This window comes from Ochrobactrum sp. S1502_03 (genome assembly GCF_044435015.1).
Classification (GTDB): Bacteria; Pseudomonadota; Alphaproteobacteria; order Rhizobiales; family Rhizobiaceae; genus Brucella; species Brucella chromiisoli.
The window spans coordinates 1-23,332 of the sequence record NZ_JAYEXN010000019.1; the positions used below are offsets into that span (position 1 = coordinate 1).

The window sequence follows — 23,332 nt, forward strand, 5'->3', positions numbered from 1 at the left end:
GCTTCTTCCGAAGCGTGGGTCTACATCGCAAACATACGCTTCCTCACGCGGCGCATCGCAAGAGCCTGATATCGTTAAATTCATTATGATTCAGGCTCTGAATGATTGTCGTTTCCTCATCCGAGAGCAGTATATATTGGTCATTCTTACTGTCAAAAATGACACCGCCGTCTCTTGTGAAGCATGGATGGTAATAATCCCTGAATGTGATGCCCATTACATTTCGCTTTTCCAGCATTTGTAATAAAGTTCGAGCGACAAAAGCAGCAGCGTTGACGGCGAAATGAATTCGCCGCCCAATTGGCATCTGCGAATATCGTCAAGCACATTCGCTTTATTGATAAAGCCACATTTGGCTGCTTCGCCATTGAGTATCAACTCAACGATGTGTTCACTTTCCGCACGGATCATACGCTGGACAATACCGCTGATATCTCCTTTTCCCTTACGCATGAAACTCGTGGCGCCGAAACGACGGTGGAAGCTTTCTCTTTGCGGCAATCTATTGAGTTCATAAGAAAAGGTTGAGCTGTCCGACCTGTTTTCCGCCCAACGGATCAGCGTTTCATTAAGGTATGGATAGACAGTCTGGTATCGGATGTCTGTTAGACGGTCTGCCGCGCCATGATGGACCGCTGCCATGAGTGATCGGCGATGCCGTATCCAATCACTCGATACGGATTGATTTTGGAAAATGCTGTTAACGCGTTTTTGCTCATTAAACGCAATTCTATACAGTTCGCTATTGAATATTGCTTTTTTATCTTGAGAGGAACCAATATTGGCCGCGCCGTAGATATGGAAATACAGCCGTGCCTGGCAGTCTGATAAGCTCTCACGAGCAAGCCGCAACCATGATTTTTGGTTCAAAACGGTAAGTTTGCGCGCCGTTTCAAAAGCTTTGGTAATATTGGGGTGTTTCTTCCAAAGATGATCAATGACGGCACTTGCCACAGGATTTGCCAGAAATATGTGGTCGCCACCGTGCCCGTTTAAAATCATGCAGTCAGTCGGCAAAGACTGAGCATAATCGATCAGGTCTCGTTGCGAAGCCGAATGAAGCAGCCATAGAGATGGGCGCTTTGGTTTGTAAGCAGGTCCGGTGAACAGATCGGTGAATATGCCGTCCGAACGGATTGGTATCAGGTGAAGATTAACGCCATGCTTGCCGCAAAGCGCCTGAGCGGCAACCACATCGGAAGAATTCGATATATTGGGGTCGTAATAGGTAACCGGATATAGTTGTTCAGCCGTTCGTGGCTGTGTCGGGGCAGCGTAGAAAACACCTGAAGAATCAAGACCTCCTGACAGTTCCAGAATGAACGGTCTGTTTGGCCCGCCAGCGCTGTTGATGTGCTCAATGAGAGTTTCAGGGATTTCATTGCTATCAAGTTGAGACGTCTCACCGCAGATGAGTTTATACGTTATTTGCCCGTTTGAATGAAGAATGGCTGTGGTTCCGGGCATAACACAGCCTATTCCGGTAAAGGGCGTTTGATCTGTGGCAAACTCAGTTGATGATAGATAGTTCGCGATGAAGCCAGGATTCGATTTGAGCTTGGCCTGCATAGCTGACATCGCGGTCATATCATCCGAGATTAGCCACTGATTTTTATTATAGAAAAAGAATATATCATGCGCGCACCAGAGTGGTCTCTCGACATTAACTTCTCCTCCGGTTGGCTTGATGTGGAATTCTCCGCGGTGCCCATAAAGAACCATTTCATTTAATATGGGGGAGAAAGAATAAAGGAATAGATTTTCTTCACAAGAGGATGAAGAATCTTTATGCTTTAAATATTTAAAAAAACCAGACGATACGAATGCATCGTCGTTTGAAATAGAGAGCACCGCATCACCAGATTTATCTTGAAAATTCGACAGACATGAATTCTCACTCATGTCTGCCTAATCATTCATTCACTGACTCAATCCATCATCCCAAAGCTGAGGTGATTCAGACCTAAATCCACCGCCGCCTTTTGTTGCTTTTTTTGCATCTATATAATCAACAGAGTCTTGATGTTGTTTTGCCGATATAAATCTAAAAAATTTAGAGAAATTCATAATTATTCTCCTAATATTTATTAGCTTCAAAGATAAGTTGCATAAGTAATTTATAATATTAATCTAAATTTGTAATGCCCAATAAATTGGTCAAAATATAGTGTGTCCATTTTTTTTGGATATGAGAGGTGGCCTGTTGGCTTGCGTATGTTTCTCTTTTGTTCACTTTTGTGCTGTCAAGTGAACCTGTCTGAGGATAGGGTTCACTTATGAAAGAAACGATTCGCATCATTGGTATTGATCCGGGGCTTCGCCGTACCGGCTGGGGCGTCGTCGAATCGCTTGGCAATTCCCTGCATTTTATCGGTTCCGGCACCGTGACGTCGAATGCCGAGCTGGATCTCGCTTCACGGCTTTGTCAGCTTCATGAAGGGCTGTCCAAAGTCCTGCATGACTTTGTCCCGCATGAAGCGGCGGTTGAGCATACATTCGTCAATAAGGATGCAACTGCCACGCTTAAGCTCGGGCAGGCACGCGGTATTGCACTTCTGGCCCCTGCGCAGGCGGGACTGCCGGTGGCAGAATATGCGCCCAATGCCGTCAAGAAGGCGGTCATTGGCGTTGGCCATGGCGAAAAGCAGCAAATCCATATGATGGTGAAAGTTCTGATGCCGCGCGCAACGTTCGATACGAGTGACGCTGCCGATGCGCTTGCCATTGCCATTTGCCATGCGCATCATCGTCAGAGCATTGTCAGCGCTCGCAGAATGCAGGCGCTTTTGAGTTAACGCGCATCTTATTGCGAAGACCGTTCTACATTTTTCGCGATGCGCTTATAGCGGGGTAGGTATCCAATGATCGGCAAGCTCAAGGGTGTGATCGATGAAATTGCAGATGATCATGCGGTTATCGACGTGCATGGCGTTGGCTATGTCGCTTTTTGTTCGGCGCGCACGCTTGGTAACCTTGGCGGGGTAGGGGAAGCTGCGGTTCTCTTGATCGAGACTTATGTACGTGAGGACATGATCCGCCTTTATGGTTTCGGGTCGCAGCTTGAGCGCGAATGGTTCCGTCTGTTGCAGAATGTGCAGGGCGTGGGTGCGAAGGTGGCGCTTGCTGTGCTTGGAACACTGACCCCTTCCGAACTTGCCAATGCGATTGCTTTGAGAGACATTGCCATGGTTTCGCGTGCGCCGGGCGTTGGCAAAAAAGTAGCCGAGCGGATTGTCACCGAGCTGAAGAACAAAGCACCGGCCTTTGCAGGGGAAGCCAGCGGAACAATCGGTCTCAAACAGGAACTTGGCTCAGGTGTTGCCTCGGCGCCGGTCAGCGATGCTGTCTCGGCGCTATCCAATCTCGGTTATTCCCGTGATCAGGCGGCCAATGCTGTGGCTGCGGCGCTAAAAGAAGCCGGTCAGGATGCCGATTCGGCCAAACTTATTCGCCTCGGTCTGAAGGAGTTGTCGCGGTGAGCTACTTGTGTGCGCTGAATGTTCATGCGAGAGGGATGGCATGAGCGACCGCAATCCCCTTATCGATGCTGATCTGCGCGGCGAAGATGCCGATACAACTTTGCGCCCGCAAACGCTGGATGATTTTGTGGGGCAGGCGCAAGCGCGCGCCAATCTCAAAGTCTTTATTGAAGCCGCCAAAGTGCGCGGCGAAGCACTCGATCACGTGCTTTTCGTCGGTCCTCCGGGACTGGGAAAAACCACGCTCGCGCAGATTATGGCCAAAGAACTGGGCGTCAATTTCCGCTCGACCTCTGGTCCGGTGATTGCCAAGGCTGGTGATCTTGCAGCGCTTCTGACCAATCTCGAAGATCGTGATGTGCTGTTTATCGACGAAATTCACCGTCTCAGCCCGGCTGTTGAAGAAATTCTCTATCCGGCAATGGAAGATTTTCAGCTTGATCTCATTATTGGTGAAGGTCCGGCAGCGCGTTCGGTGAAGATCGATCTTGCGAAATTCACGCTGGTTGCAGCGACAACGCGTCTGGGGCTTTTGACGACGCCTTTGCGCGATCGCTTTGGTATTCCTGTCAGGCTGAATTTCTATACGGTTGAAGAACTCGAATATATTGTGCGGCGCGGTGCGCGCATCATGCAGATGGGTATTTCGCCCGATGGCGCGCTGGAAGTGGCACGCCGTTCGCGCGGCACACCGCGTATTGCGGGCCGTTTGTTGCGGCGTGTTCGTGATTTCGCGTTGGTTGCCGGTGCCGATGTCATTGATCGCAAGATCGCCGATGAAGCGCTTTCGCGGCTTGAGGTCGATAATCGCGGGTTTGATCAGCTGGATCGGCGCTATCTTGATATGATCGCGCGAAATTTTGGCGGCGGACCAGTCGGGATCGAAACCATTGCGGCCGGACTATCCGAACCGCGCGATGCCATTGAAGATATTATCGAACCCTATATGATTCAGCAGGGCTTTTTGCAGCGCACGCCGCGCGGGCGTGTTCTCACGGCGCTTGCCTGGCAGCATATGGGACTTGCTGCCCCTGCGGAAGTGGCACAGCAGTCGCAGTTTGGCCTTTTCATGGAAGACGAATGACGCACACAATCGATCAGGCAGCAGCACAATCAGTTTCAGGCGCATTAAAGGATGGGGTGCATCATCTCTATGCGCGTATCTATTATGCGGATACGGATTTTTCCGGCTTTGTGTATCATGGCCGCTATCTTGAATTTTATGAGCGCGGCCGCACTGATTTTCTGCGTCTTCAGGATGTGCATCACATCGAACTTGCTGAAGGCGCCTTGGGTGAAGAAATGGTCTGGGTCGTTCGTCGCATGGAGATCGATTACAAATCGCCTGCAAAGATGGATGATCTCATTCTGATTGAAACCCGTGTGCATGAAATCCGCGGCGCGCGTGTGATCATGGCGCAGAAGATTACCTGTGGCGACCGTCTGCTTTCGGAAGCAAAAGTTGAAGCAGTGATGATTACCAAGCAGGGTCATCCGCGTCGCATACCGGATGAATGGCGTGAGGCTTTCACAAAAGCGGGCTGATATTTTCAGCCGATCTGCAATAATTAACGGGCCTATATCGCCTCTTATTAAATGCTAACTGATCTTTAACCATAATGGCCGATTAATCATGATGACGGAATCGGTTGAGAGGTTGGATCGTGTGTAACGCCTTCCTTTCACCAAAATTAACCATGACAAGCGCTGTGAGGATTTTAATTTGAAGTCCGTTTATGGTGGTTGGGGCGTTCGGTAGCGGGCGTTTTAAGAAGAATTTGTGATGCCGCCCGGTTCTGACGCCGGGCGTTTGGATTCGAGGACGGTAGATCGATGGAAAATATTGCGCTTGCGGCCCCAGCCGCCGATATTACCCTCTGGGGCCTGTTTATGCATGCGGGCTGGGTGGTCAAGCTGGTTATGCTTGGTCTCATTCTCGCTTCGGTCTGGACGTGGGCGATCATCGTGGACAAGATCGTGTCCTATGGCCGCGCACGTCGCGCCATCGATCGCTTTGAACAGGCTTTCTGGTCGGGGCAATCGCTTGAGGAGCTTTATCGCACTCTTAATGAGCGCCGCACCACGGGAATGGCGTCGATCTTTATTGCTGCCATGCGCGAATGGAAGAAATCGTTCGAAAAAGGCGCGCGCTCGCCGATAGCGCTTCAAATGCGTATCGACAAGGCAATGGATGTGGCGCTTGCCCGCGAAGGTGAAAAACTTGAATCGCGTCTCGGCTTTCTGGCTACGACCGGTTCAGCCGCGCCGTTTGTGGGGCTGTTCGGTACTGTTGTCGGTATTATGACGTCGTTTCAGGCGATTGCGGCCTCGAAAAATACCAGCCTCGCGGTTGTTGCTCCCGGTATTGCGGAAGCGCTGCTTGCAACGGCCATTGGTTTGCTCGCAGCTATCCCTGCGGTTATTGCCTATAACAAGCTCTCGGGTGATGCAGGCAAAATCAACGGACGCCTTGAAGGTTTTGCAGACGAGTTCTCCGCCATACTGTCGCGCCAAATTGATGAGAAGCTGACGCCACGCAACTAAGCGTGTTCCAGCATCAAAGCTAAATCGAGCCTTCGGGAATATTGAAATGGGCATGTCAGTTGGAAATCAGGGAATGCAATCGGGTGGTCGCCGCAGGCGTGGCCGCAAGAAGGCATTAATGAGCGAGATCAACGTTACGCCATTCGTGGACGTGATGCTGGTGCTGCTTATCATTTTCATGGTTTCCGCACCGCTTCTGACGGTTGGTGTGCCGATTGATCTGCCCGATACGCAGGCCAAGGCCATGAATGCCGATACGCAGCCAATCACTGTTTCGGTCAACAACGAAGGTCGGATCTTTATTCAGGAAACTGAAATTCCGATTGATGAAGTGGTTCCCAAGCTTCAGGCGATTGCCAAAACCGGGTATGAAGAGCGCATTTTTGTGCGCGGTGACAAGGCTGCCGATTATGGCACTGTCATGAAGGTTATGGCTCGTATCTCCGCCGCCGGTTTCAAGAATATCGGCCTTGTGACACTCCAGGAGCAGGATAGCTGACGGCATCATGAAGGCTGGCCTGATATCTTCTGTTGCACTCCATGCCGTTGCGCTTGCGCTGGTTGTGGTTTCGTTTTCCTCGCCGAAGCCTTTCGACGTGCAGGATTCGGAATCATTTCCGGTCGACATCGTGCCGATCGAATCGATCACGCAAATCCAGCAGGGCGATAAAACTGCGCCCATGAAGGAAAAGTCGGCGCCCGTTCCGACCAAAAAGCCGAACACCGTACCGGATGCCCAGAATGTCGGTGACAATGAAGTCGATCTTCAGACGCCGCCGAAACCAGACAACAAGGCCAAGCCAATTGAAGCGGCTGAGGAACCAAAGGCACAGCCGGAGCCGGTGAAAAAGCCGGAGCCGAAGCCTGATCCCAAGCCCGAACCAACGCCGCAGGAAAAGCCGACACCGGTTCCTGCGACGGAAGTGCAAACCAAGCCTGAAGCAAAACAGGACGTGAAGCCTGATCCGGTCGCAGAAGCGATCGAAAAACAGGCGGAAGCTCCTGACCAGACGGCACCGAAATTGCCGGATAATGTGCCGGCGCCACAGGCAAAGCCAAAACCGCCGCAGGCGCAGACGGCAAAAACGCCGGATCGCAAGCCTGTGGAAGAAAAGAAGCCGACGCAGTCGGCCTCGCAGACGTCGCAATCGAAAAATGATGCGATTGCTGATGAAGTGGCAGCGCTTCTCAACAAGCAGAAGACATCAGGCGGCGGTGCAAAGCGTTCGACCGATCAGGCATCGCTTGGCGGCAAGAAGAATACGGGTGGCTCAAAATTGAGCCAGAATGAAATGGATGCGCTTCGTGGTGCCATTTCCAAGTGCTGGAATGTGCCTGCCGGTGTGGCAGACGCGCCAGGACTGATTGTCACGGTGAAGATGCATCTCAATCAGGATGGTTCTATTCAGGGTGTTCCTGAAGTGACATCTGGTGGTGGCACTGACGGTGTTGGTCGTGCAGCAGCGGAAAGTGCGAAACGCGCTGTGGCCCGTTGTGCACCTTATAACCTGCCAGCAGACAAATATGATTCATGGTCGGAAGTGATCGTCAACTTCGACCCGAGTGAAATGTTCTGATCAGCCTTGCTGGTCACTCCTATCGATTGCCTTAACGAGGCCAAAGGACAAAAGAGGTCCCTAAAGACATGAAAATCGGCATCATGAACAAAAAGATCCGGATCGTTTTTTCGGCTTTCGCCTGTATGATTGCTGCGAGCCTGGTGGCCACCATGCCTGCGCGTGCGGTGGTGGAAATCAACATCAACAAGGGTGTGGTTGAGCCATTGCCAATTGCGGTCACCGATTTTCTTTCGGGTGATCAGCTGGGTGCGAATATCACGTCGGTCATTGCAGCCGATCTTGAACGTTCGGGCCTTTTTGCGCCGATCAACAAGGGGGCTTTCATTGAAAAGATATCCAACCCTGATGCATCGCCGCGTTTTGAAGACTGGAAAGTGATCAATGCGCAGGCACTGGTGACAGGTCGTATTACCAAGCAGCCCGATGGACGGCTCAAGGCTGAATTCCGCCTTTGGGATACGTTTGGCGGCCAGCAGCTGATCGGTCAGCAGTTCTTCACAACGCCCGATAACTGGCGTCGTGTTGCGCATATTATTGCAGATGCGATTTATGAGCGCCTGACGGGTGAAAAGGGTTATTTTGATACACGCATTGTTTTTGTGGATGAATCGGGCCCTGCGCAGAAGCGTGTGAAGCGTCTGGCGATTATGGATCAGGACGGCGCGAATGTGCGCTATCTCTCTGACGGTCGTGACATGGCGCTGACGCCACGCTTCTCGCCGAACCGTCAGGAAGTGACATATATGTCGTTTGCCGGTGGTCAGCCGCGCGTTTATCTGTTGCAGCTGGAAACCGGTCAGCGCGAACTGGTTGGCAACTTCCCCGGCATGTCGATTGCACCACGCTTTTCGCCGGACGGACAGAAGGTTGTCATGAGCCTTTTGCAGGACGATGGCAGCGCCAATATTTATACGATGGATCTGCGTAACCGCACGACGACACGTCTGACCAGCAGTCAGGCAATTGATACGAGTGCTTCTTATTCGCCCGATGGTTCGCAGATCGTGTTTTCGTCGGACCGTGGCGGTCGTCCGCAGCTCTATGTCATGGGTGCTGACGGTTCCAATCCACGCCGCATTTCGGCAGGGGATGGCAGCTATTCGACGCCTGTCTGGTCTCCGCGCGGTGATCTGATCGCTTTCACGAAGCAGTCGCAGGGTCAGTTCTCCATTGGTGTCATGAAAACCGACGGTACGGGTGAGCGCCTTCTGACTTCCGGCTTCCATAATGAGGGCCCGACCTGGGCTCCCAATGGCCGCGTGCTGATGTTCTTCCGCAAGGCCGCTGGTGCTGGTGGTCCCAAGCTTTTCACGATTGATCTGACAGGCCGTAATGAGCGTCAGATCCAGACTCCGAACTTCGGTTCAGATCCAGCCTGGTCGCCATTGCTTGAGTAATTACCTTCATGGTGAGCCTAAGGGTGTGAAACGTTGAGCATTTCCAGTTTTGATTGAAACATTGGAAATGCTCTATCTGTTTGTTTCATGCTTTTTTCGGTAAAATGCCATAATTCAGGCCGTTGGGTCGTGTTTCTGCCGCATTTAGCCATCATGGCCTAAAAGGAGAATTGCAACTGAAAAGCCGTTCTGCATTTGGCCATAAGGAATTGTTAACCATACTTCTTGAGCCTGCCTTAACCTAAATATGATTATTGGTTGGTCACGCAGGAACATCAAATCTTAAGGAGCTCCGGCCCATGCGCCGTTTCCAGTCGATCGCACGTAGCCCTATCGCTATTGCCCTTTTCATGTCGCTCGCCGTTGTCGGTTGTGCGTCCAAGAAGAACCTTCCGAACAATGCCGGAGATCTTGGTCTTGCTGGTGGTGCAGCAGCGCCTGGCTCTTCTCAGGATTTCACTGTGAACGTCGGTGACCGCATTCTTTTTGACCTCGACTCGTCGCTGATCCGTGCAGACGCACAGCAGACTCTGTCGAAGCAGGCTCAGTGGTTGCAGCGTTATCCGCAGTATTCGGTCACGATTGAAGGCCATGCGGACGAGCGCGGCACACGCGAATACAATCTTGCACTCGGCCAGCGCCGTGCTGCTGCAACCCGTGATTTCCTTGCGGCTCGTGGCGTTCCAACCAGCCGTATGCGTACCGTTTCCTACGGCAACGAACGTCCAGTGGCTGTTTGCGACAACAACTCTTGCTGGTCGCAGAACCGCCGTGCGGTTACCGTTCTCAACGGTGCCGGTAGCTAAGTTTCAGAAAATCGCCTGAACCTAATCCAGAAAAAGCGGCCTTTGGGCTGCTTTTTTTGTTTCAGGGACCGACTTATTGGCATCTTCGACAAATTTTGGCCGAACTCACCTGTGTGATAGGGAAAGCATCTTTGCTTTTTATGGATTTTCTCTAAAAGCGAAAGAGGGCCGCGCGAAGTTGGGTGTTCAGTTGATATTCAGGCATCAAATATCACGATGAGCATGAACATGATGACCGCGGTCGAAAGGTTTTAGGGTACATGAGCAATAGGGGCGAAAGGGAATGAGGAAACCAATGAGAAAAGTGACACTGGCATTTGCCATGCTGCCGCTTTTGGCGGGTGCTCCGGTTCTGGCTGCATCTGTTTCTTCTGAGCAGGGAACCATCCAGATTGCGCAGGCGGGCGATCTCGGGGGTGGCCAGTTTTCGCAGCAGATATGCAATCTTGCGCATCAGAATGCGCAGTCATACGCCCGCATCCTGCAACTTCGCGATAAGATGCTTCAGGTTCAGCGTGATAATGAAACCCGTTTCCGGGCACTTGAAAAAGGCAAGGGCGGCGCACAGAATCATGTTGTCATTGGTTCGACAGCCATTCTCGATGACGCCATGCGTGATAGCGGTGGCACAGGCGGGCAGGGTGGCTACCAGAGCCCCGGCTTGCAGCAGGAACTCATTCGCAACCTGACCGGCAAGGTTGAGGATGTGGATGCGCAGATTCGTTTTACCGACGAATTGCTGCAAAAAACGCAGGACGACAATCTCTTCCGATTTGAAGAGTTGGAAAAGAAAAACGGTGGCACAGCTTCCACCCAGTCAAGTGCTGGTCAGAGTGCACCATTGGCAGCACCACCTCCGGGTGGGGATCTTTGTTCGCAGGGCATGGGTAATCCGGTTGATATTGCGGATAAGCTTGGTAACCGCGCGGAAGCCATGAATTTTCAGGTTCTGGAATTTCAGGACCAGATGCAGAAAATGCAGGAAGAAAATGAACGCCGGTTCCAGAAGCTCGAAGGTGGGCGCGCTGATGCAGGCAAGGAGGCAGGTGAAACGTCACTTGCCGACGCAACAGCCACCGGAACCCCTGATAACGGGGGTTCGGGAACCACAATGCAGGACGGGAATCTCGGTTCTTCTTCACAGACGGCGGCCAATAATGCATCGGGCGCCGATTCCATGGCTATTGGTTCAGGCGCTGCCTCACAAGGCGGGCCGCAACGTGGGGAGCCGCCAAAAACGCTTGGCTCCATCGAGTTTGATAACAATGGCAATGTAATCGGCGAAACGATCAATGTTCAGCCGCGTCCGGCGGAACAGGGTGCAGCCGTGCCGGGAGGCGATGCGGTGGCGTCTCTGCCGACGGATGATAATCCGAATTCGCTTTATCAGGCTGCCTATCAATATCTTATGTCGGGCGATTACAAAGCGGCTGAAGCAGGTTTTCGCGAACATATTAAACGCTATCCAGCCGATCCGGCCACTGCCGAAGCGCGTTACTGGTTGGGTGAATCGCTTTACGGTCAATCACGTTATCCTGAAGCTGCGACTGTTTTCATCGATACGCAACGCGATTATCCAGAGTCCAAACGTGCCCCGGAAAACATGTTCAAGCTTGGTATGACGCTTGAAAAGATGGACAATAACGATGTCGCCTGCGCGACATTCAAGCAAATTCCCGAGCGTTATCCGAGCGCCGCACCTGCCATTTTGAAGCGGGTTACGGATGAACGTAAACGGATTAAATGCTGATTTTGGAGATCATTCGTGGGGCTTTCCCCGGTCGATATTTTAAAACCTTTCGAATTAGAGCATGCAAAAGGAATTGTCGCTGCTGTTTCAGGTGGCAGTGATTCACTGGCATTGCTGTTTTTGCTGAAAGACTATCTCGCGACGCTCAAGTCCCCGCCGTCGATCACCGTTGTCACCATTGATCATGGTTTGCGGGCCGAATCGGCCAAAGAAGCGGCTGATGTCGGGAAGCTTTGCAAAGCGCATGGGCTTTCTCATCGCACTCTGACATGGGACGACGCCAAGCCGAAGACAGGCATTGCCGCAGCCGCACGTTCTGCCCGATATCGCCTGCTGGTTCAGGCAGCACATGAGGCTGGTGCAGATGTTATTGCCACTGGCCACACAAGCGACGATCAGATTGAAACATTTCTGATGCGCAAAGAGCGCAGCTCGCATTCAGAAGCGCGTGGACTTGCGGCCATGGCATCGCGTTCGAGGCTCGAAAATTCGGTTGAGCTTATCCGGCCATTGCTTCATCTGTCGCGTGCTGTCTTACGCGATATGCTTTGTCAGCGGGGTGTTGTGTGGATTGATGATCCAAGCAATGTCAATACGCGTTATGAACGTCCGCGGGTGCGCGCAACCACAGCAGCATTGGCTGACCCGGCCATGGTTCTCGAAAAAATCGCTGTGGCGCGCGCTGCGCGTCAGCGTGACAACGCAATTCTGATTGCTGCTCTGGCGAATGCGCATTGTCTTCAAATGGACCCGTTTGGCACGATTGGGGTCGATGCGGATGTCTATGCTGCATTGCCAGAAAATATCCGGCGGCTTTTATCGGGGCTGCTTGCTTCGCTTGCCGGAGGGCGCCGCTTTTTGCCCGGTGATGCCGAGCGCTCGCGCATTGAAAAGCTTCTGTCAGGTCATGAGAAAGTGGACCGCTTGACAATTTTTGGCGCGCTTATCGAACTTGGCAAAAACGGCCAGCCGCACTGCTTTCGACGTGAGCGGCGCAATCTTCCCGTTATGCGTCTTGATCCGGGGCAGCAGATCATCTGGGATGGTCGGTTCCGTTTCCACAATGATGGAACAGCTTCCTTGAAGGTGGCGGCACCGGATCGGCAGGAGCTTGGCGATTTCGTCAAAGGTGCGGGATTGGAAGTTGATTCTGCGCTGCGCGAAGCCTTGCTTGTTTTGCCTGCGATTTATGAAGACGGCAAACTTTCGCAGCTTCCAATACTCGACGGGCAGAAATTGCCCGCGGGAATCAGCATCGAAAAGCACTTCGCGCTCTTTGATCACGTTCTTCCTGGCTATGATTTTGCGCTGGCAAAAGCCTTTGAGCAGCGTTTTGGACGACAATGTCCTAATTTTTATAAACCAGTTTGATAAGAATCGAAGACTGTGCGGCTCTCGCGCCTTGGCAAGGCCTTCCTTCGATCCTATGTTAGAACGAAACATCATCCCGTTCTCGCGGGGTGGCCGTGGTATCGATTGGACCCGTTATGAATCCGAACTATCGCAACTTCGCCCTTTGGGCGATCATTGCTCTGCTCTTGATCGCGCTGTTCAACCTGTTCCAGAGTCCTGGCCAGCGCACGAATTCCCGTGAAGTTTCCTATTCCCAGTTTATCGATGACGTTTCCAATGGGCGCGTGAAGTCGGTTACGATCACTGGTGAGCGGATTAGCGGTACGTTTGCTGATAATGGCTCGACCTTTCAGACCTATTCACCCGGCGATACTGGGCTGGTTTCGCGCCTTGAAGATAAAGGCGTGACGATTACTGCTCGCCCTGAAAGCGATGGTTCCAGCTCGCTTTTAGGCATTCTGCTTTCCTGGTTGCCGATGATTCTTATTCTTGGCGTGTGGATTTTCTTCATGCGTCAGATGCAGGGTGGTTCGCGCGGTGCGATGGGCTTTGGCAAGTCCAAGGCCAAGCTTTTGACCGAAGCGCATGGTCGCGTGACGTTTCAGGACGTTGCGGGCGTTGAAGAAGCCAAGCAGGATCTGGAAGAAATTGTTGAGTTCCTGCGCGATCCGCAGAAATTTCAGCGTCTGGGTGGTAAGATTCCACGTGGTGTTCTGCTCGTTGGTCCTCCCGGAACCGGTAAGACTTTGCTCGCGCGCTCTGTTGCAGGCGAAGCCAATGTGCCGTTCTTCACGATTTCCGGTTCTGACTTCGTTGAAATGTTCGTCGGTGTTGGTGCAAGCCGCGTCCGTGACATGTTCGAACAGGCCAAGAAGAATGCGCCTTGCATTATCTTCATCGACGAAATCGATGCTGTCGGTCGTCATCGTGGCGCCGGTCTTGGTGGCGGTAACGACGAACGCGAACAGACACTTAACCAGCTTCTGGTTGAGATGGATGGTTTTGAAGCCAATGAATCGATCATTCTGATTGCTGCAACCAACCGTCCTGACGTTCTTGATCCTGCATTGTTGCGTCCGGGCCGTTTTGACCGTCAGGTCGTCGTTCCGAACCCTGATATTGTGGGCCGCGAGCAGATTCTCAAAGTGCATGTGCGCAATGTTCCGCTTGCACCCAATGTTGATCTCAAGGTTATCGCACGCGGTACGCCGGGCTTTTCCGGTGCTGATCTTGCCAATCTCGTCAACGAATCTGCCCTGATGGCCGCACGCCGTAACAAGCGCCTTGTGACCATGCAGGAATTCGAAGACGCCAAGGACAAGATCATGATGGGTGCGGAACGCCGCTCCGCCATGACGCAGGAAGAAAAGGCCAATACGGCCTATCATGAAGCAGGGCATGCGATCGTTGCGCTCAATGTTCCGAGTTCGGATCCTGTTCACAAGGCAACCATTATTCCGCGCGGGCGTGCGCTGGGTATGGTGATGCAGCTTCCTGAAGGTGATCGTTATTCAGCGACCTATACATGGATGATCTCGCGTCTGGCGATCATGATGGGTGGCCGTGTGGCGGAAGAGCTGAAATTCGGCAAGGAAAACATTACGTCCGGTGCTTCTTCCGATATTCAGCAGGCGACGAAACTTGCTCGTTCGATGGTCACGCAGTGGGGTTATTCCGACAAGCTTGGCCGTGTGGCTTATGGTGACAATCAGGAAGAGGTTTTCCTCGGCCATTCGGTTTCGCGCACGCAGAATATTTCGGAAGAAACCGCGCAGATCATCGACGCCGAAGTGCGCCGCCTGATTGATGAGGCCTATGCCGATGCCACCCGCATCTTGACGGAAAAGCGTGAGGACTGGATTGCACTGGCGGAAGGTCTTCTGGAATATGAAACGCTCAGCGGCGATGAAATCAGGGAACTGATCGCAGGCAACAAGCCATCGCGTGATCAGGGCAATGATACGCCGTCGCGCGGTTCAGGTGTTCCGAAAGCGGGAAGCAAGCGTAAGCGCAAGGGTGATGAACCGGGCAGTGAGCCTGGCATGGAACCGAACCCGCAGCCGCAATAAGCATCTGTAATGATTATGAATAGCCGGGCAGTCTGCCCGGCTTTTCTGCTTTCACAGCGAGTTTTGTCGGAAAGGCTCTGTTAAGCATTTCGGCGCATCATAGGACAGATTTGGAAATTGATGCTTTAAAGTGGTCTGTTTCCCCGAAAGGTGAAATTGCAATGACGGGTGGTTTTGCGCTAATAACGCAGACAATCGATTGCCGGGCTCAGGAAAGTTCGGATGCCATTGCTGCCTTAGGGATTAACAGCGACTGATATTTGTTTGCTTCGAGACAGCTCTATGGCGCAACGCAAGGCTAAGAATATGACACGCAAGTATTTTGGAACCGACGGCATTCGCGGCAAGGCCAACAGCTTTCCGATGACGCCTGATATTGCCATGAAAGTTGGTATGGCTGTCGGTCATATCTTCCGTCGCAAGGGACAAGCCTCACGCGTTGTGATCGGTAAAGATACGCGTCGTTCCGGCTATATGCTGGAAAACGCACTGGTTGCTGGTTTCACCGCTGCCGGCATGGATGTTTTCCTGCTTGGTCCAATTCCAACGCCGGCCGTTGCTATGCTTTGCCGTTCTTTGCGTGCTGATATTGGTGTGATGATTTCGGCTTCGCATAATCCTTTCTATGATAATGGCATCAAGCTTTTCGGTCCTGATGGTTTCAAGCTGTCCGATGAAATCGAGCTGAAGATCGAAAGCCTGATCGACAGTGATTTGTCTGCGCATCTTGCGACCCATGGAGATGTGGGCAAGGCCAAGCGCGTTGATGGTGATATCTATCGCTATATCGAATTTGCGAAACGCACGCTGCCACGCAATATTTCGCTCAATGGTCTGCGGGTTGTGGTCGATTGTGCCAATGGCGCGGGCTATAAGGTTGCACCTGCAGCGCTATGGGAGCTTGGCGCGGAGGTCATTACCATCAATGACGAGCCAAACGGCATCAACATCAATGAGGATTGTGGCTCGACCCATCCGATTGGGTTGATGAAGAAAGTGCATGAAGTGCGCGCCGATGTTGGTATTGCACTGGATGGCGACGCTGATCGTGTTCTGCTTGTCGATGAAAACGGCACGGTGATTGATGGCGATCAGCTTTTGGCTGTGATTGCCGAATCATGGGCTCGGTCTGACCGTTTGCAAGGCGGCGGTATCGTTGCGACAATTATGTCGAATCTCGGCCTCGAACGCTTTTTGCATGATCATAACATGACGCTCGCCCGCACCAAGGTCGGTGATCGTTACGTGGTTGAGCATATGCGTGAGCATGGCTTTAATGTGGGTGGCGAACAGTCAGGGCATATTGTTCTGTCAGATTTTGCGACCACGGGTGATGGCTTGGTTTCTGCATTGCAGATCCTTGCCGTTGCACAGGAAGAGAATAAGCCGCTGAGCGAATTGTGCCGCAAGTTTGAGCCGGTTCCACAGCTTCTCAAGAATGTGCGTACCGCTGGCGGAAAGCCACTTGAGAACAAGAAGGTCAAGAGCGCGATTAATGAGGCGCAGGACCGTCTTGGTACGCAAGGCCGTCTGGTTATTCGCCCTTCCGGAACCGAGCCGCTTATCCGTGTTATGGCGGAAGGCGATGATCGTGTTCTTGTTGAGAAGGTCGTCAACGATATTATCAGCGTCATTTCTTCGGAAAGTGCCGCTGCCTGATCAGCATGCGAGATAAGGTATCAGAAAGCGCGGACATTCCGCGCTTTTTTATTGGCGGAAGCGGGCTGGTGATGCTCGATGTAGAGTTTAGCAAACCGGTTTCCGCTTTTGCCGGAGTTGCTCTAAGATATCGCTTCGCTGCCTATTTGAACTGAATTGGCACTGTGATTGGCATCCGCGGCTTTGCAATTGCGGCGGGTGGCGCAGGCACGGGCGATGAGTTGCGCGTGGCCTGAACAGCCAGTTCATCAACAGTTGGATTGCCCGATGAGCGCGCCAGTTTCACAGAGAGAATATTACCAGACGGATCAACGACAAACGCAACCTGTGCCGTCCCTTTCACACCTCTGCCAGCTTGACGCTGCAATGAACGCGTGCGGCGCAACAAGTGCGAATAAAGTTTCGACTGCCACTTATTGGAACTGACACCAGCTGATGCGTTGTTGTCGCCACGGCGATTGGCAACGGGTTTGGCACCCGAATCCACGTCCATGCGCGGCGCACTTGCCTGGCGCGTTTCCTTGGCCTTCTCCGCCTGCTTTGGCTTCGGCTTTTCGATTTTCTTGACCGGCTTTGGCTTTTCGGCCTTTGGCTTCTCTTCCTTCGGCTTTTCAATCTTTGGCTTCGGCTTTTCGACCGGAGCCGGTACAGCCACTTCCGGCTTAGGGGCCTCAACAATATCCGGAATTACCTCTTCCGGTTCATTGATCACTTCAGGCTCCGGCTCTGGTTCCGGCTCCTTGATCTCCTCAACGACGGGCTCCGGTTGAACCTCTTCGACAGGCTCTACAGCCGTTTCCTGTTGAGGTGCTTCGGACACCACTTCTTCCATCGGAGCTTCCGGCTCAGGTGCAAACTCAACCACCATGGCAGCAACCTGCGCGCCATCCGGCTGATCCTCATCCTGATTCATGCTGATCGCATAGGCGCCGGCAGCATGTACACTTAAGACGATAATCCCCGCACCAATCCAACGCCCTGCATCATGCCAAAAGGAATAATGATGGCTATCCGTCGATGCCACATTTTTAAGGGGGGGATGTTCGGGCGGCAATCTGTCCATTTACTGTGCTCCCTGACCAACCGGCGCAGAGGCTGGTGCTGAACCATCAGAGGCAGCCCCCACAGTTTCAAGGCCGACCAGCGCAATCTTGAGATAGCCAGCTTCTCGCAGCAGGTTCATCACACGCATCAATTCACCGTAACCAACCATTTTGTCAGCCCGCAAAAAGACCCGCGCATCCTTGTTTCGCTCAGACACACCGTCAAGCTTTTGCCCCAGTCCTTCGCGAGCAACCGTGTCGTTGCCAACGCTGATGGATAAATCTTCCTTGAGCGTCACATAGATCGGCTTGTCAGGGCGAGGTGCAGGTGTTGCAGTCGACGCAGGCAGATCCACGTTGATGTCCACAGTCGCAAGAGGGGCCGCAACCATGAAGATGATCAGGAGAACCAGCATAACATCGATGAACGGTGTCACGTTGATTTCGTGGTTCAGTTCCAGATCGTCGCCATCGCCTTCTCGAACTTTGCCAGCCATGATACTACTCCGCTGCGTGCAGCGCGCCTTCACGCACGCCAGCTGTTCTGAAGTCAAGATCCCGGCTTACCAGACGCTCAACGCCCGCTGAAGCATCGGCAAGCAGCGCGCGGTAACCAGTGATTGAACGGGCGAAAACGTTATAGATAACAACGGCAGGAATGGCCGCAACAAGGCCGATGGCCGTGGCGAGCAACGCTTCTGCAATGCCCGGAGCAACAACAGCAAGATTGGTCGTCTGTGCCTGACTGATGCCGATAAACGAATTCATGATGCCCCACACAGTTCCAAAAAGACCGACAAAGGGCGCGACCGAACCGATGGTTGCCAGAATGCCCGTACCCTTGGAAAGACGGCGTCCGGCTTTTGCTTCGATGCGCGACAGGCGCGAGGTAACGCGCTCCTTAAGGCCTTCCCCTCCGGCACGCGCCAATGCCGGGCCAGAAAGACGAACTTCATCTTCGGCAGCGCGGACCAGAATGGAAGCCGGTCCCTTCGCGCCTTCAAGTGTACGAACAGCTTCGGAAAGTGTCGCCGAATGACCAATGATCTTCAATGCGTGTTTGGCGCGGCTGCGAGCACCGGCCAGTTCAAGCGATTTCGCGATCAAGATCGTCCAGGTTAAAAGTGATGCAACCGCAAGACCGATCATCACCCCTTTCACAACCCAGTCGGCGGCCATGAACATACCCCATGGCGAAAGGTCATGCGGCAGGACAAAAGCAGGGGGCGCCTCGGTTGCGGTCAGTGGCTCTGCTGCATTGGGTTCACTTGCTGGGGTTGCGGATGGTATAATGGCGGGCTGGGCTGCCGGTGCTTGAACGGGGGCTGGGCTGGTCGCAGCGGGGCTATCGTTGGCAGGCTGCTGTGCCTCCTGTGCAAGTGCAGAACCCGCAAATGCCAGCAGCCCCATGCCCATCGCCGCAGCCATGAAGCTTTTTCGCCAGAAACCAGTCATTTTCATCGCCTTTTGATTGTTCAGGTCCGAGCGTACATGACAGATCAATCATGCAGACTGCCCCGCCGCCTGTCATGCCACTTGAGGCCTTTTCTTAACTCCCATTAATATGATGATGCAAGTCATGTTTTGAAAATGCTGCTATTTTTAGGATTGAACACATAAATTTCTCAAACCTGCTGCCCCCAAGAACGCTGATCCCCTTATCGGGATAGCACTTGCATAAAAGCTTCAAATCAGGCGTGATATGCTGCAATGGACAGTTTGGGGATAGTTTGGGCATTTCCAATCATTGCCTGGGACTGAACGGAATTCGGGAGGAGAGGCTCATGATGCTTAAAGACATTCAGGCACTTGAAAACGCTGCTCGTATGGCGATGGCAGGCAACGATGATCCATTGCCTGTTCGCGCGCGATCATTAAAGCCATCCTATTACGGCGGTCTGGCTTTCATCACTGTCGCTTGCGCAGCCTATCTGTTTTTTGCGTAAGACAGGACGCGTCAGCGCAAACGATTCCAGCGATATTTACCATGACTTGCAGATCGTCATGGTTTGAGTTGCTGACTTATGCCTGAACATGCAACCATTGCGCCGTAACAACGTTATTGTGGTGAATTGATACGGTTGCTTGTCGTCTTCTTGATGCCTAAATTGGCTCGACGTCTGTTACCGTGGGATGCAATTTTAGAAATTAGACCACTCGTCGAACAACATATGTTGCAAACAGTGATTAAACAGGAGGCCTGACATGGCGCGCGGAACAACCAACACGCGTAAGATTGAGGAAAATCTCGAAGAGGCACTGACCGATTCGACAACTGAAGACCTTCAGTCTCAGGTCGAGCAGCTGAAGGAAGATATTGCTGCCATCGCCGCAACCCTGGCGAATCTTGGTTCCCAGACTGTGCGCGATGCGAAACGCACCGCCAAGCAAACGTATAAAAGCGCATATGTGCAGGGTGAAGACGTTGTCGATGACCTGAAAAGCAAAGCGCAGGATGTCGAAGCGCAGTTGACCGAAACAGTGCGGGCCAAACCGATTGCATCGCTGGCGACGGCTGTTGGTATCGGTTATCTGCTCGCCCTTCTCTTGCGCCGCTGATCCGCGCCATGCTGAAGCTTCTGGCACCAGTCGTGGCAACGCTTGCCGGTGATGAGCTAAAGCTTCTCACCGGACGTGCTAAACGTGCTGCAATTTTTGGAGCGGCAATTGCTGTCTTCGGACTGATCGCGGTTGTGTTTCTTTGCGTCGCCGCTTTTCTTGCACTGGCTCAAAATTACGGCGGGCCGATTGCTGCACTCATTCTCGCAGGGCTATCGATTATCATTGCTCTGCTTATCATTGCAGTGCTCAAAGTTCAGGCTGCGGCAGAAGAAAAGAAACGCAAAGAGCGTATCGCCGCAGACAAATCAGCACTCGTGGCAACGGCTGCAATTGCAACCGTGCCGTCAATTCTGAAACGTCCAATTCTCGCTGTCGCACTGCCATTGGCAGGCATAGCGCTGGTGAGCTTGCTTTCAAATAAGACGAAGCGCTGATTTTACGATAAGCAAAACAGATGAGACCGGCTCCCCGCGATGTTTCGTTGGGGGCCGTTTTTATGACGAAGCTTCGTGCTCCTGATCTGGCCGCGCGTGAACAAGGGAGGACAACCGGACGATCACGCGTGTTCCCGTACCATCTTCGGACGTCGAATAAACCGGCTTTTCGCCAAACTGCATGCAAAGTTGCTCGACCACCAGCGTGCCAAGGCCATTCTGTTCGCGCGCATTATCCGTATCGCCACCCTGCCAGCCGATACCGTCATCTTCGACCATCAAAGCAGGCTTTCCACTCTCAACGTCATTTTTGAAGCTAACTGAAATTCGACCGCCTTGCCGCCCCTTGAAAGCATGCTTGATCGCATTGGTGATAAGCTCGCCCAGAATGATACCGATTGTCGTAACATCCCGCGCTTTGAGATCAAGTGGCGCAAAATCCGTTGTGAAAGTGATTTGGCGATCATCCGCAATTCCCTCGCGGATATCTTCGATAACTGTTTCCAGAAACTCATCAATTCGCGTCGATTCCATATCCTCGCCCAGCCGGAGCCTGCGATGCGCGGTCGAAACCGTCTGCACCCGATCGCGCGCCGCAACGAGGGCCGCGCGGGCTTCTTCACTGCGCGTTTGTCGCAATTGCAGGCCAAGCAACGAAGAAACAGTGGCCAGTGAATTGCCGATGCGGTGGTTTGAATCCTGCAAAAGGATTTCAACCCGTTTGCGCTCATGCTCAGCAACAGCACGCTCCCGTTCGAGCTCCGCTGTTCGCTCTTTCACGCGTTCCTCAAGAAGCTCTTTCTCAGACAGCAAAGCCGACTGCCCTTCAAAGAGCAGACGTGCCGCGCGCTGAACACGTGACAAAAGCAAAAAACCCAGCACGGCTGCTGAGGTAAGCGCGACGATCGAAGTCGCCGTCAGCAAGGAGCGCATCCTGTCTATATAGGCATTGCGCTGTGCAAGTTCCTGTCCCTCCGTGGCGACAAATTGCGACACTGTTTGCGCAAGCTGATCGCGCAGATTTTTGCCCTCGTTACTGCGAAGTTGTTGAGTGGCCTCGCCAATCTTGCCTTGCCTGGCAAGAATGATCGTCTCACGAACATCTTTTTGACCCTGCTTAACCAGCGACTTGATCTCTATAACCCGCGCATGCTGCGGCGGATTATTTTCTGTCATGACGGCAAGATCATCCAGCGTCTGGTCAATATTGGCAATCGAACGCTCGTAGCGATCAAGATAATCTTCATCCAGCGTCAGAAGATATCCGCGACGGCTCATCTCAATATTATAGGCAATGCGTGTCACCCTGTTGACCTGCTCGCGCAGTTCAAAGTTCCTTGAAATATCGACAACCTGTTTGTTCACACCATAGGAAAGAAACAGGGTTATCAACGCCGATAACAAAACCAGACTAAGCGACACGATAAAGGCAATCGGGCGCATCGAAGGTTTGAACAGGCGGTTTGAAAAGGCTGATGACAACGGCAAATCCACAAGAATTCAAAGTTACAAACCAGTGCGGAGGACCGCACGGATCTTCCATAATGGTTTGACAAGCAAATATTAGTAAAGCGAACTCTTCAAGTGCCTAGGCCGTGTGGACAATTATTTTTCAGTCGTGGCATGAGAAGGTTTTGTTTCTGAACAGCAGAAAAGGCCGCCGTGGCGTGTATCTCCATACCACGAACCAGAATATAATTGTCCACACGGCCTGGTATGCCGAAACCGAAATTCGTAGCCTATTGCGTGAAAACAAACCGGCAGAGCATTTCCAATAATTCAATCAAAACAGGAAATGCTTTCCCGGTCTGTTTCCGGCATTTGCATGCATCAGCACAGGCGTCAGGCGAAGCTTCTCAGCGTGGCGCGGGATGAATTGGCATCCGGCCCGTAGTCTGCATCGCCTTCAATTTGCAGTATCTCCTGAAGGCGCGTGCGCGCACGGCTGACACGGCTTTTGATCGTGCCAACAGCACAGCCACAGATTTCAGCAGCCTCTTCATAGGCAAAGCCAGACGCTCCAATCAGAATGATGGCCTCACGCTGGTCATCAGGCAGCTGATCGAGCGCTACCTTGAAATCCTGCAAATCAAGCGTGCCATATTGCGATGGATGCACAGCCAGTTGTTCGCTGAAAACACCGTCCGTATCCTGCACCTCACGACCACGCTTACGCATCTGGCTGTAAAACTCGTTGCGCAGGATCGTAAACAGCCATGCCTTGATGTTGGTTCCCAACTCAAAGGATTCTTGCTTGGCCCAGGCTTTCATAATTGTGTCCTGAACCAGATCGTCAGCACGATCATGCTGGCCGATCAATGATACCGCAAACGCACGCAAACTTGGCAGCGAGGCCAGGAGTTCGCGCTTGAATTGCGCCAACTCTTCAGCCGACGGAACCAGTGCTTTGCCCACGCGTACTCTCCTGTTCAGCCTGATCGAGTTTTTCCAAAAGGTCGAGGAAACGATCCGGAATTGTCTCTTCCTGTATTGAGGTATAAAGCGCTTTGAGTTTGAGACCGACTTCGCAGTTAGGTCCTAAAATGTCCTTCCGGACGCGCCCGTTGAGCCGGATCCCGGCCCCGTTCGCTTGAAGGTTTTTCTTTTCTGTCATCACTTATTCATTCCAGGCATCTCGCCCTGTTCCACGATCACA

At 52.6% G+C, this 23,332-nt stretch carries 25 protein-coding genes; 17 read left to right on the forward strand and 8 right to left on the reverse strand.

From position 1 onward, the window contains the following. On the forward strand, nucleotides 1–244 hold a 244-nt coding region (locus VBH83_RS12900), incomplete at its 5' end, for a hypothetical protein (RefSeq protein ID WP_396998097.1). Here VBH83_RS12900 and VBH83_RS12905 read toward each other — a convergent pair. Further along, nucleotides 217–1,902, reverse strand: a complete 1,686-nt coding sequence (locus VBH83_RS12905) for an asparagine synthase-related protein (protein WP_396998099.1) — start codon at nucleotides 1,900–1,902, stop codon at nucleotides 217–219. The genes VBH83_RS12900 and VBH83_RS12905 overlap by 28 nt on opposite strands. Nucleotides 1,903–1,920: 18 nt before the next feature. Next, nucleotides 1,921–2,067, reverse strand: a complete 147-nt coding sequence (locus VBH83_RS12910) for a hypothetical protein (RefSeq protein ID WP_265984805.1) — start codon at nucleotides 2,065–2,067, stop codon at nucleotides 1,921–1,923. A gap of 209 nt (nucleotides 2,068–2,276) precedes the next feature. On the opposite strand from VBH83_RS12910, the gene ruvC reads away from it, so the two are divergent. From ruvC to glmM, 13 genes are all read left to right on the forward strand, one after another. Continuing rightward, a complete protein-coding gene (gene ruvC / locus VBH83_RS12915) occupies nucleotides 2,277–2,795 on the forward strand; it encodes a crossover junction endodeoxyribonuclease RuvC (RefSeq protein ID WP_265984804.1) in 519 nt (172 codons plus the stop codon). Between the two features lie 66 nt (nucleotides 2,796–2,861). After that, nucleotides 2,862–3,479 (forward strand): Holliday junction branch migration protein RuvA, encoded by a 618-nt coding sequence (ruvA, locus tag VBH83_RS12920; RefSeq protein WP_265984803.1) that lies wholly within the window; start codon nucleotides 2,862–2,864, stop codon nucleotides 3,477–3,479. A 40-nt stretch (nucleotides 3,480–3,519) separates the two neighbouring features. Next, nucleotides 3,520–4,563, forward strand: a complete 1,044-nt coding sequence (gene ruvB / locus VBH83_RS12925; protein ID WP_265984802.1) for a Holliday junction branch migration DNA helicase RuvB — start codon at nucleotides 3,520–3,522, stop codon at nucleotides 4,561–4,563. Next, nucleotides 4,560–5,024: a tol-pal system-associated acyl-CoA thioesterase gene (ybgC, locus tag VBH83_RS12930; RefSeq protein ID WP_265984801.1), complete on the forward strand. Its 465-nt coding sequence runs from the start codon at nucleotides 4,560–4,562 to the stop codon at nucleotides 5,022–5,024. The genes ruvB and ybgC overlap by 4 nt, the downstream gene beginning before the upstream one ends. Before the next feature lie 288 nt (nucleotides 5,025–5,312). Next, nucleotides 5,313–6,023, forward strand: a complete 711-nt coding sequence (tolQ, locus tag VBH83_RS12935) for a protein TolQ (RefSeq protein WP_265984800.1) — start codon at nucleotides 5,313–5,315, stop codon at nucleotides 6,021–6,023. A gap of 46 nt (nucleotides 6,024–6,069) precedes the next feature. Further along, a complete protein-coding gene (gene tolR, locus VBH83_RS12940) occupies nucleotides 6,070–6,522 on the forward strand; it encodes a protein TolR (RefSeq protein WP_187544039.1) in 453 nt (150 codons plus the stop codon). Between the two features lie 7 nt (nucleotides 6,523–6,529). Then, nucleotides 6,530–7,600, forward strand: coding sequence for a cell envelope integrity protein TolA (locus VBH83_RS12945; RefSeq protein ID WP_265984799.1), 1,071 nt, complete (start codon nucleotides 6,530–6,532; stop codon nucleotides 7,598–7,600). Between the two features lie 68 nt (nucleotides 7,601–7,668). Beyond that, on the forward strand, nucleotides 7,669–9,000 hold the full coding sequence (gene tolB, locus VBH83_RS12950) for a Tol-Pal system beta propeller repeat protein TolB (RefSeq protein ID WP_265984798.1): 1,332 nt from the start codon (nucleotides 7,669–7,671) through the stop codon (nucleotides 8,998–9,000). Nucleotides 9,001–9,299: 299 nt separating this feature from the next. Next, on the forward strand, nucleotides 9,300–9,806 hold the full coding sequence (gene pal / locus VBH83_RS12955; protein WP_265984797.1) for a peptidoglycan-associated lipoprotein Pal: 507 nt from the start codon (nucleotides 9,300–9,302) through the stop codon (nucleotides 9,804–9,806). Nucleotides 9,807–10,089: 283 nt separating this feature from the next. Then, on the forward strand, nucleotides 10,090–11,556 hold the full coding sequence (gene ybgF / locus VBH83_RS12960) for a tol-pal system protein YbgF (protein ID WP_265984796.1): 1,467 nt from the start codon (nucleotides 10,090–10,092) through the stop codon (nucleotides 11,554–11,556). Nucleotides 11,557–11,571: 15 nt separating this feature from the next. Continuing rightward, the gene (gene tilS / locus VBH83_RS12965) at nucleotides 11,572–12,927 is read left to right on the forward strand and encodes a tRNA lysidine(34) synthetase TilS (RefSeq protein ID WP_396998104.1); all 1,356 of its coding nucleotides are present in this window, start codon (nucleotides 11,572–11,574) and stop codon (nucleotides 12,925–12,927) included. Between the two features lie 116 nt (nucleotides 12,928–13,043). Continuing rightward, a complete protein-coding gene (ftsH, locus tag VBH83_RS12970; protein WP_396998106.1) occupies nucleotides 13,044–14,978 on the forward strand; it encodes an ATP-dependent zinc metalloprotease FtsH in 1,935 nt (644 codons plus the stop codon). 306 nt (nucleotides 14,979–15,284) lie between these two features. Continuing rightward, nucleotides 15,285–16,637 (forward strand): phosphoglucosamine mutase, encoded by a 1,353-nt coding sequence (glmM, locus tag VBH83_RS12975; protein ID WP_396998108.1) that lies wholly within the window; start codon nucleotides 15,285–15,287, stop codon nucleotides 16,635–16,637. A 142-nt stretch (nucleotides 16,638–16,779) separates the two neighbouring features. Here the strand turns inward: glmM and VBH83_RS12980 are convergent, their stop codons facing one another. Genes VBH83_RS12980 through exbB form a run of 3 tightly spaced genes read right to left on the reverse strand, consistent with a single transcriptional unit; the run spans nucleotide 16,780 to nucleotide 19,135 of the window. Beyond that, entirely contained in the window at nucleotides 16,780–17,700 is a 921-nt protein-coding gene (locus VBH83_RS12980) for an energy transducer TonB (RefSeq protein WP_265984792.1), read from the reverse strand. Beyond that, nucleotides 17,701–18,177: a TonB system transport protein ExbD gene (exbD, locus tag VBH83_RS12985; RefSeq protein WP_265984791.1), complete on the reverse strand. Its 477-nt coding sequence runs from the start codon at nucleotides 18,175–18,177 to the stop codon at nucleotides 17,701–17,703. Between the two features lie 4 nt (nucleotides 18,178–18,181). After that, a complete protein-coding gene (exbB, locus tag VBH83_RS12990; protein WP_265984790.1) occupies nucleotides 18,182–19,135 on the reverse strand; it encodes a tonB-system energizer ExbB in 954 nt (317 codons plus the stop codon). A 329-nt stretch (nucleotides 19,136–19,464) separates the two neighbouring features. On the opposite strand from exbB, the gene VBH83_RS12995 reads away from it, so the two are divergent. From VBH83_RS12995 to VBH83_RS13005, 3 genes are all read left to right on the forward strand, one after another. Then, nucleotides 19,465–19,626, forward strand: coding sequence for a hypothetical protein (locus tag VBH83_RS12995; protein WP_265984789.1), 162 nt, complete (start codon nucleotides 19,465–19,467; stop codon nucleotides 19,624–19,626). Between the two features lie 259 nt (nucleotides 19,627–19,885). Then, the gene (locus VBH83_RS13000) at nucleotides 19,886–20,239 is read left to right on the forward strand and encodes a YqjD family protein (RefSeq protein ID WP_396998111.1); all 354 of its coding nucleotides are present in this window, start codon (nucleotides 19,886–19,888) and stop codon (nucleotides 20,237–20,239) included. 8 nt (nucleotides 20,240–20,247) lie between these two features. After that, nucleotides 20,248–20,676, forward strand: a complete 429-nt coding sequence (locus VBH83_RS13005; protein WP_265984787.1) for a phage holin family protein — start codon at nucleotides 20,248–20,250, stop codon at nucleotides 20,674–20,676. Between the two features lie 60 nt (nucleotides 20,677–20,736). Here VBH83_RS13005 and VBH83_RS13010 read toward each other — a convergent pair whose 3' ends face one another. The 3 genes from VBH83_RS13010 to VBH83_RS13020 form a co-directional block, all read right to left on the reverse strand. Continuing rightward, nucleotides 20,737–22,158, reverse strand: coding sequence for a sensor histidine kinase (locus VBH83_RS13010; protein WP_265984786.1), 1,422 nt, complete (start codon nucleotides 22,156–22,158; stop codon nucleotides 20,737–20,739). 360 nt (nucleotides 22,159–22,518) lie between these two features. Next, on the reverse strand, nucleotides 22,519–23,091 hold the full coding sequence (locus VBH83_RS13015; protein ID WP_265984785.1) for an RNA polymerase sigma factor: 573 nt from the start codon (nucleotides 23,089–23,091) through the stop codon (nucleotides 22,519–22,521). After that, nucleotides 23,063–23,290 (reverse strand): NepR family anti-sigma factor, encoded by a 228-nt coding sequence (locus VBH83_RS13020; protein ID WP_265984784.1) that lies wholly within the window; start codon nucleotides 23,288–23,290, stop codon nucleotides 23,063–23,065. The genes VBH83_RS13015 and VBH83_RS13020 overlap by 29 nt, the downstream gene beginning before the upstream one ends. Nucleotides 23,291–23,332: the final 42 nt, after the last annotated feature.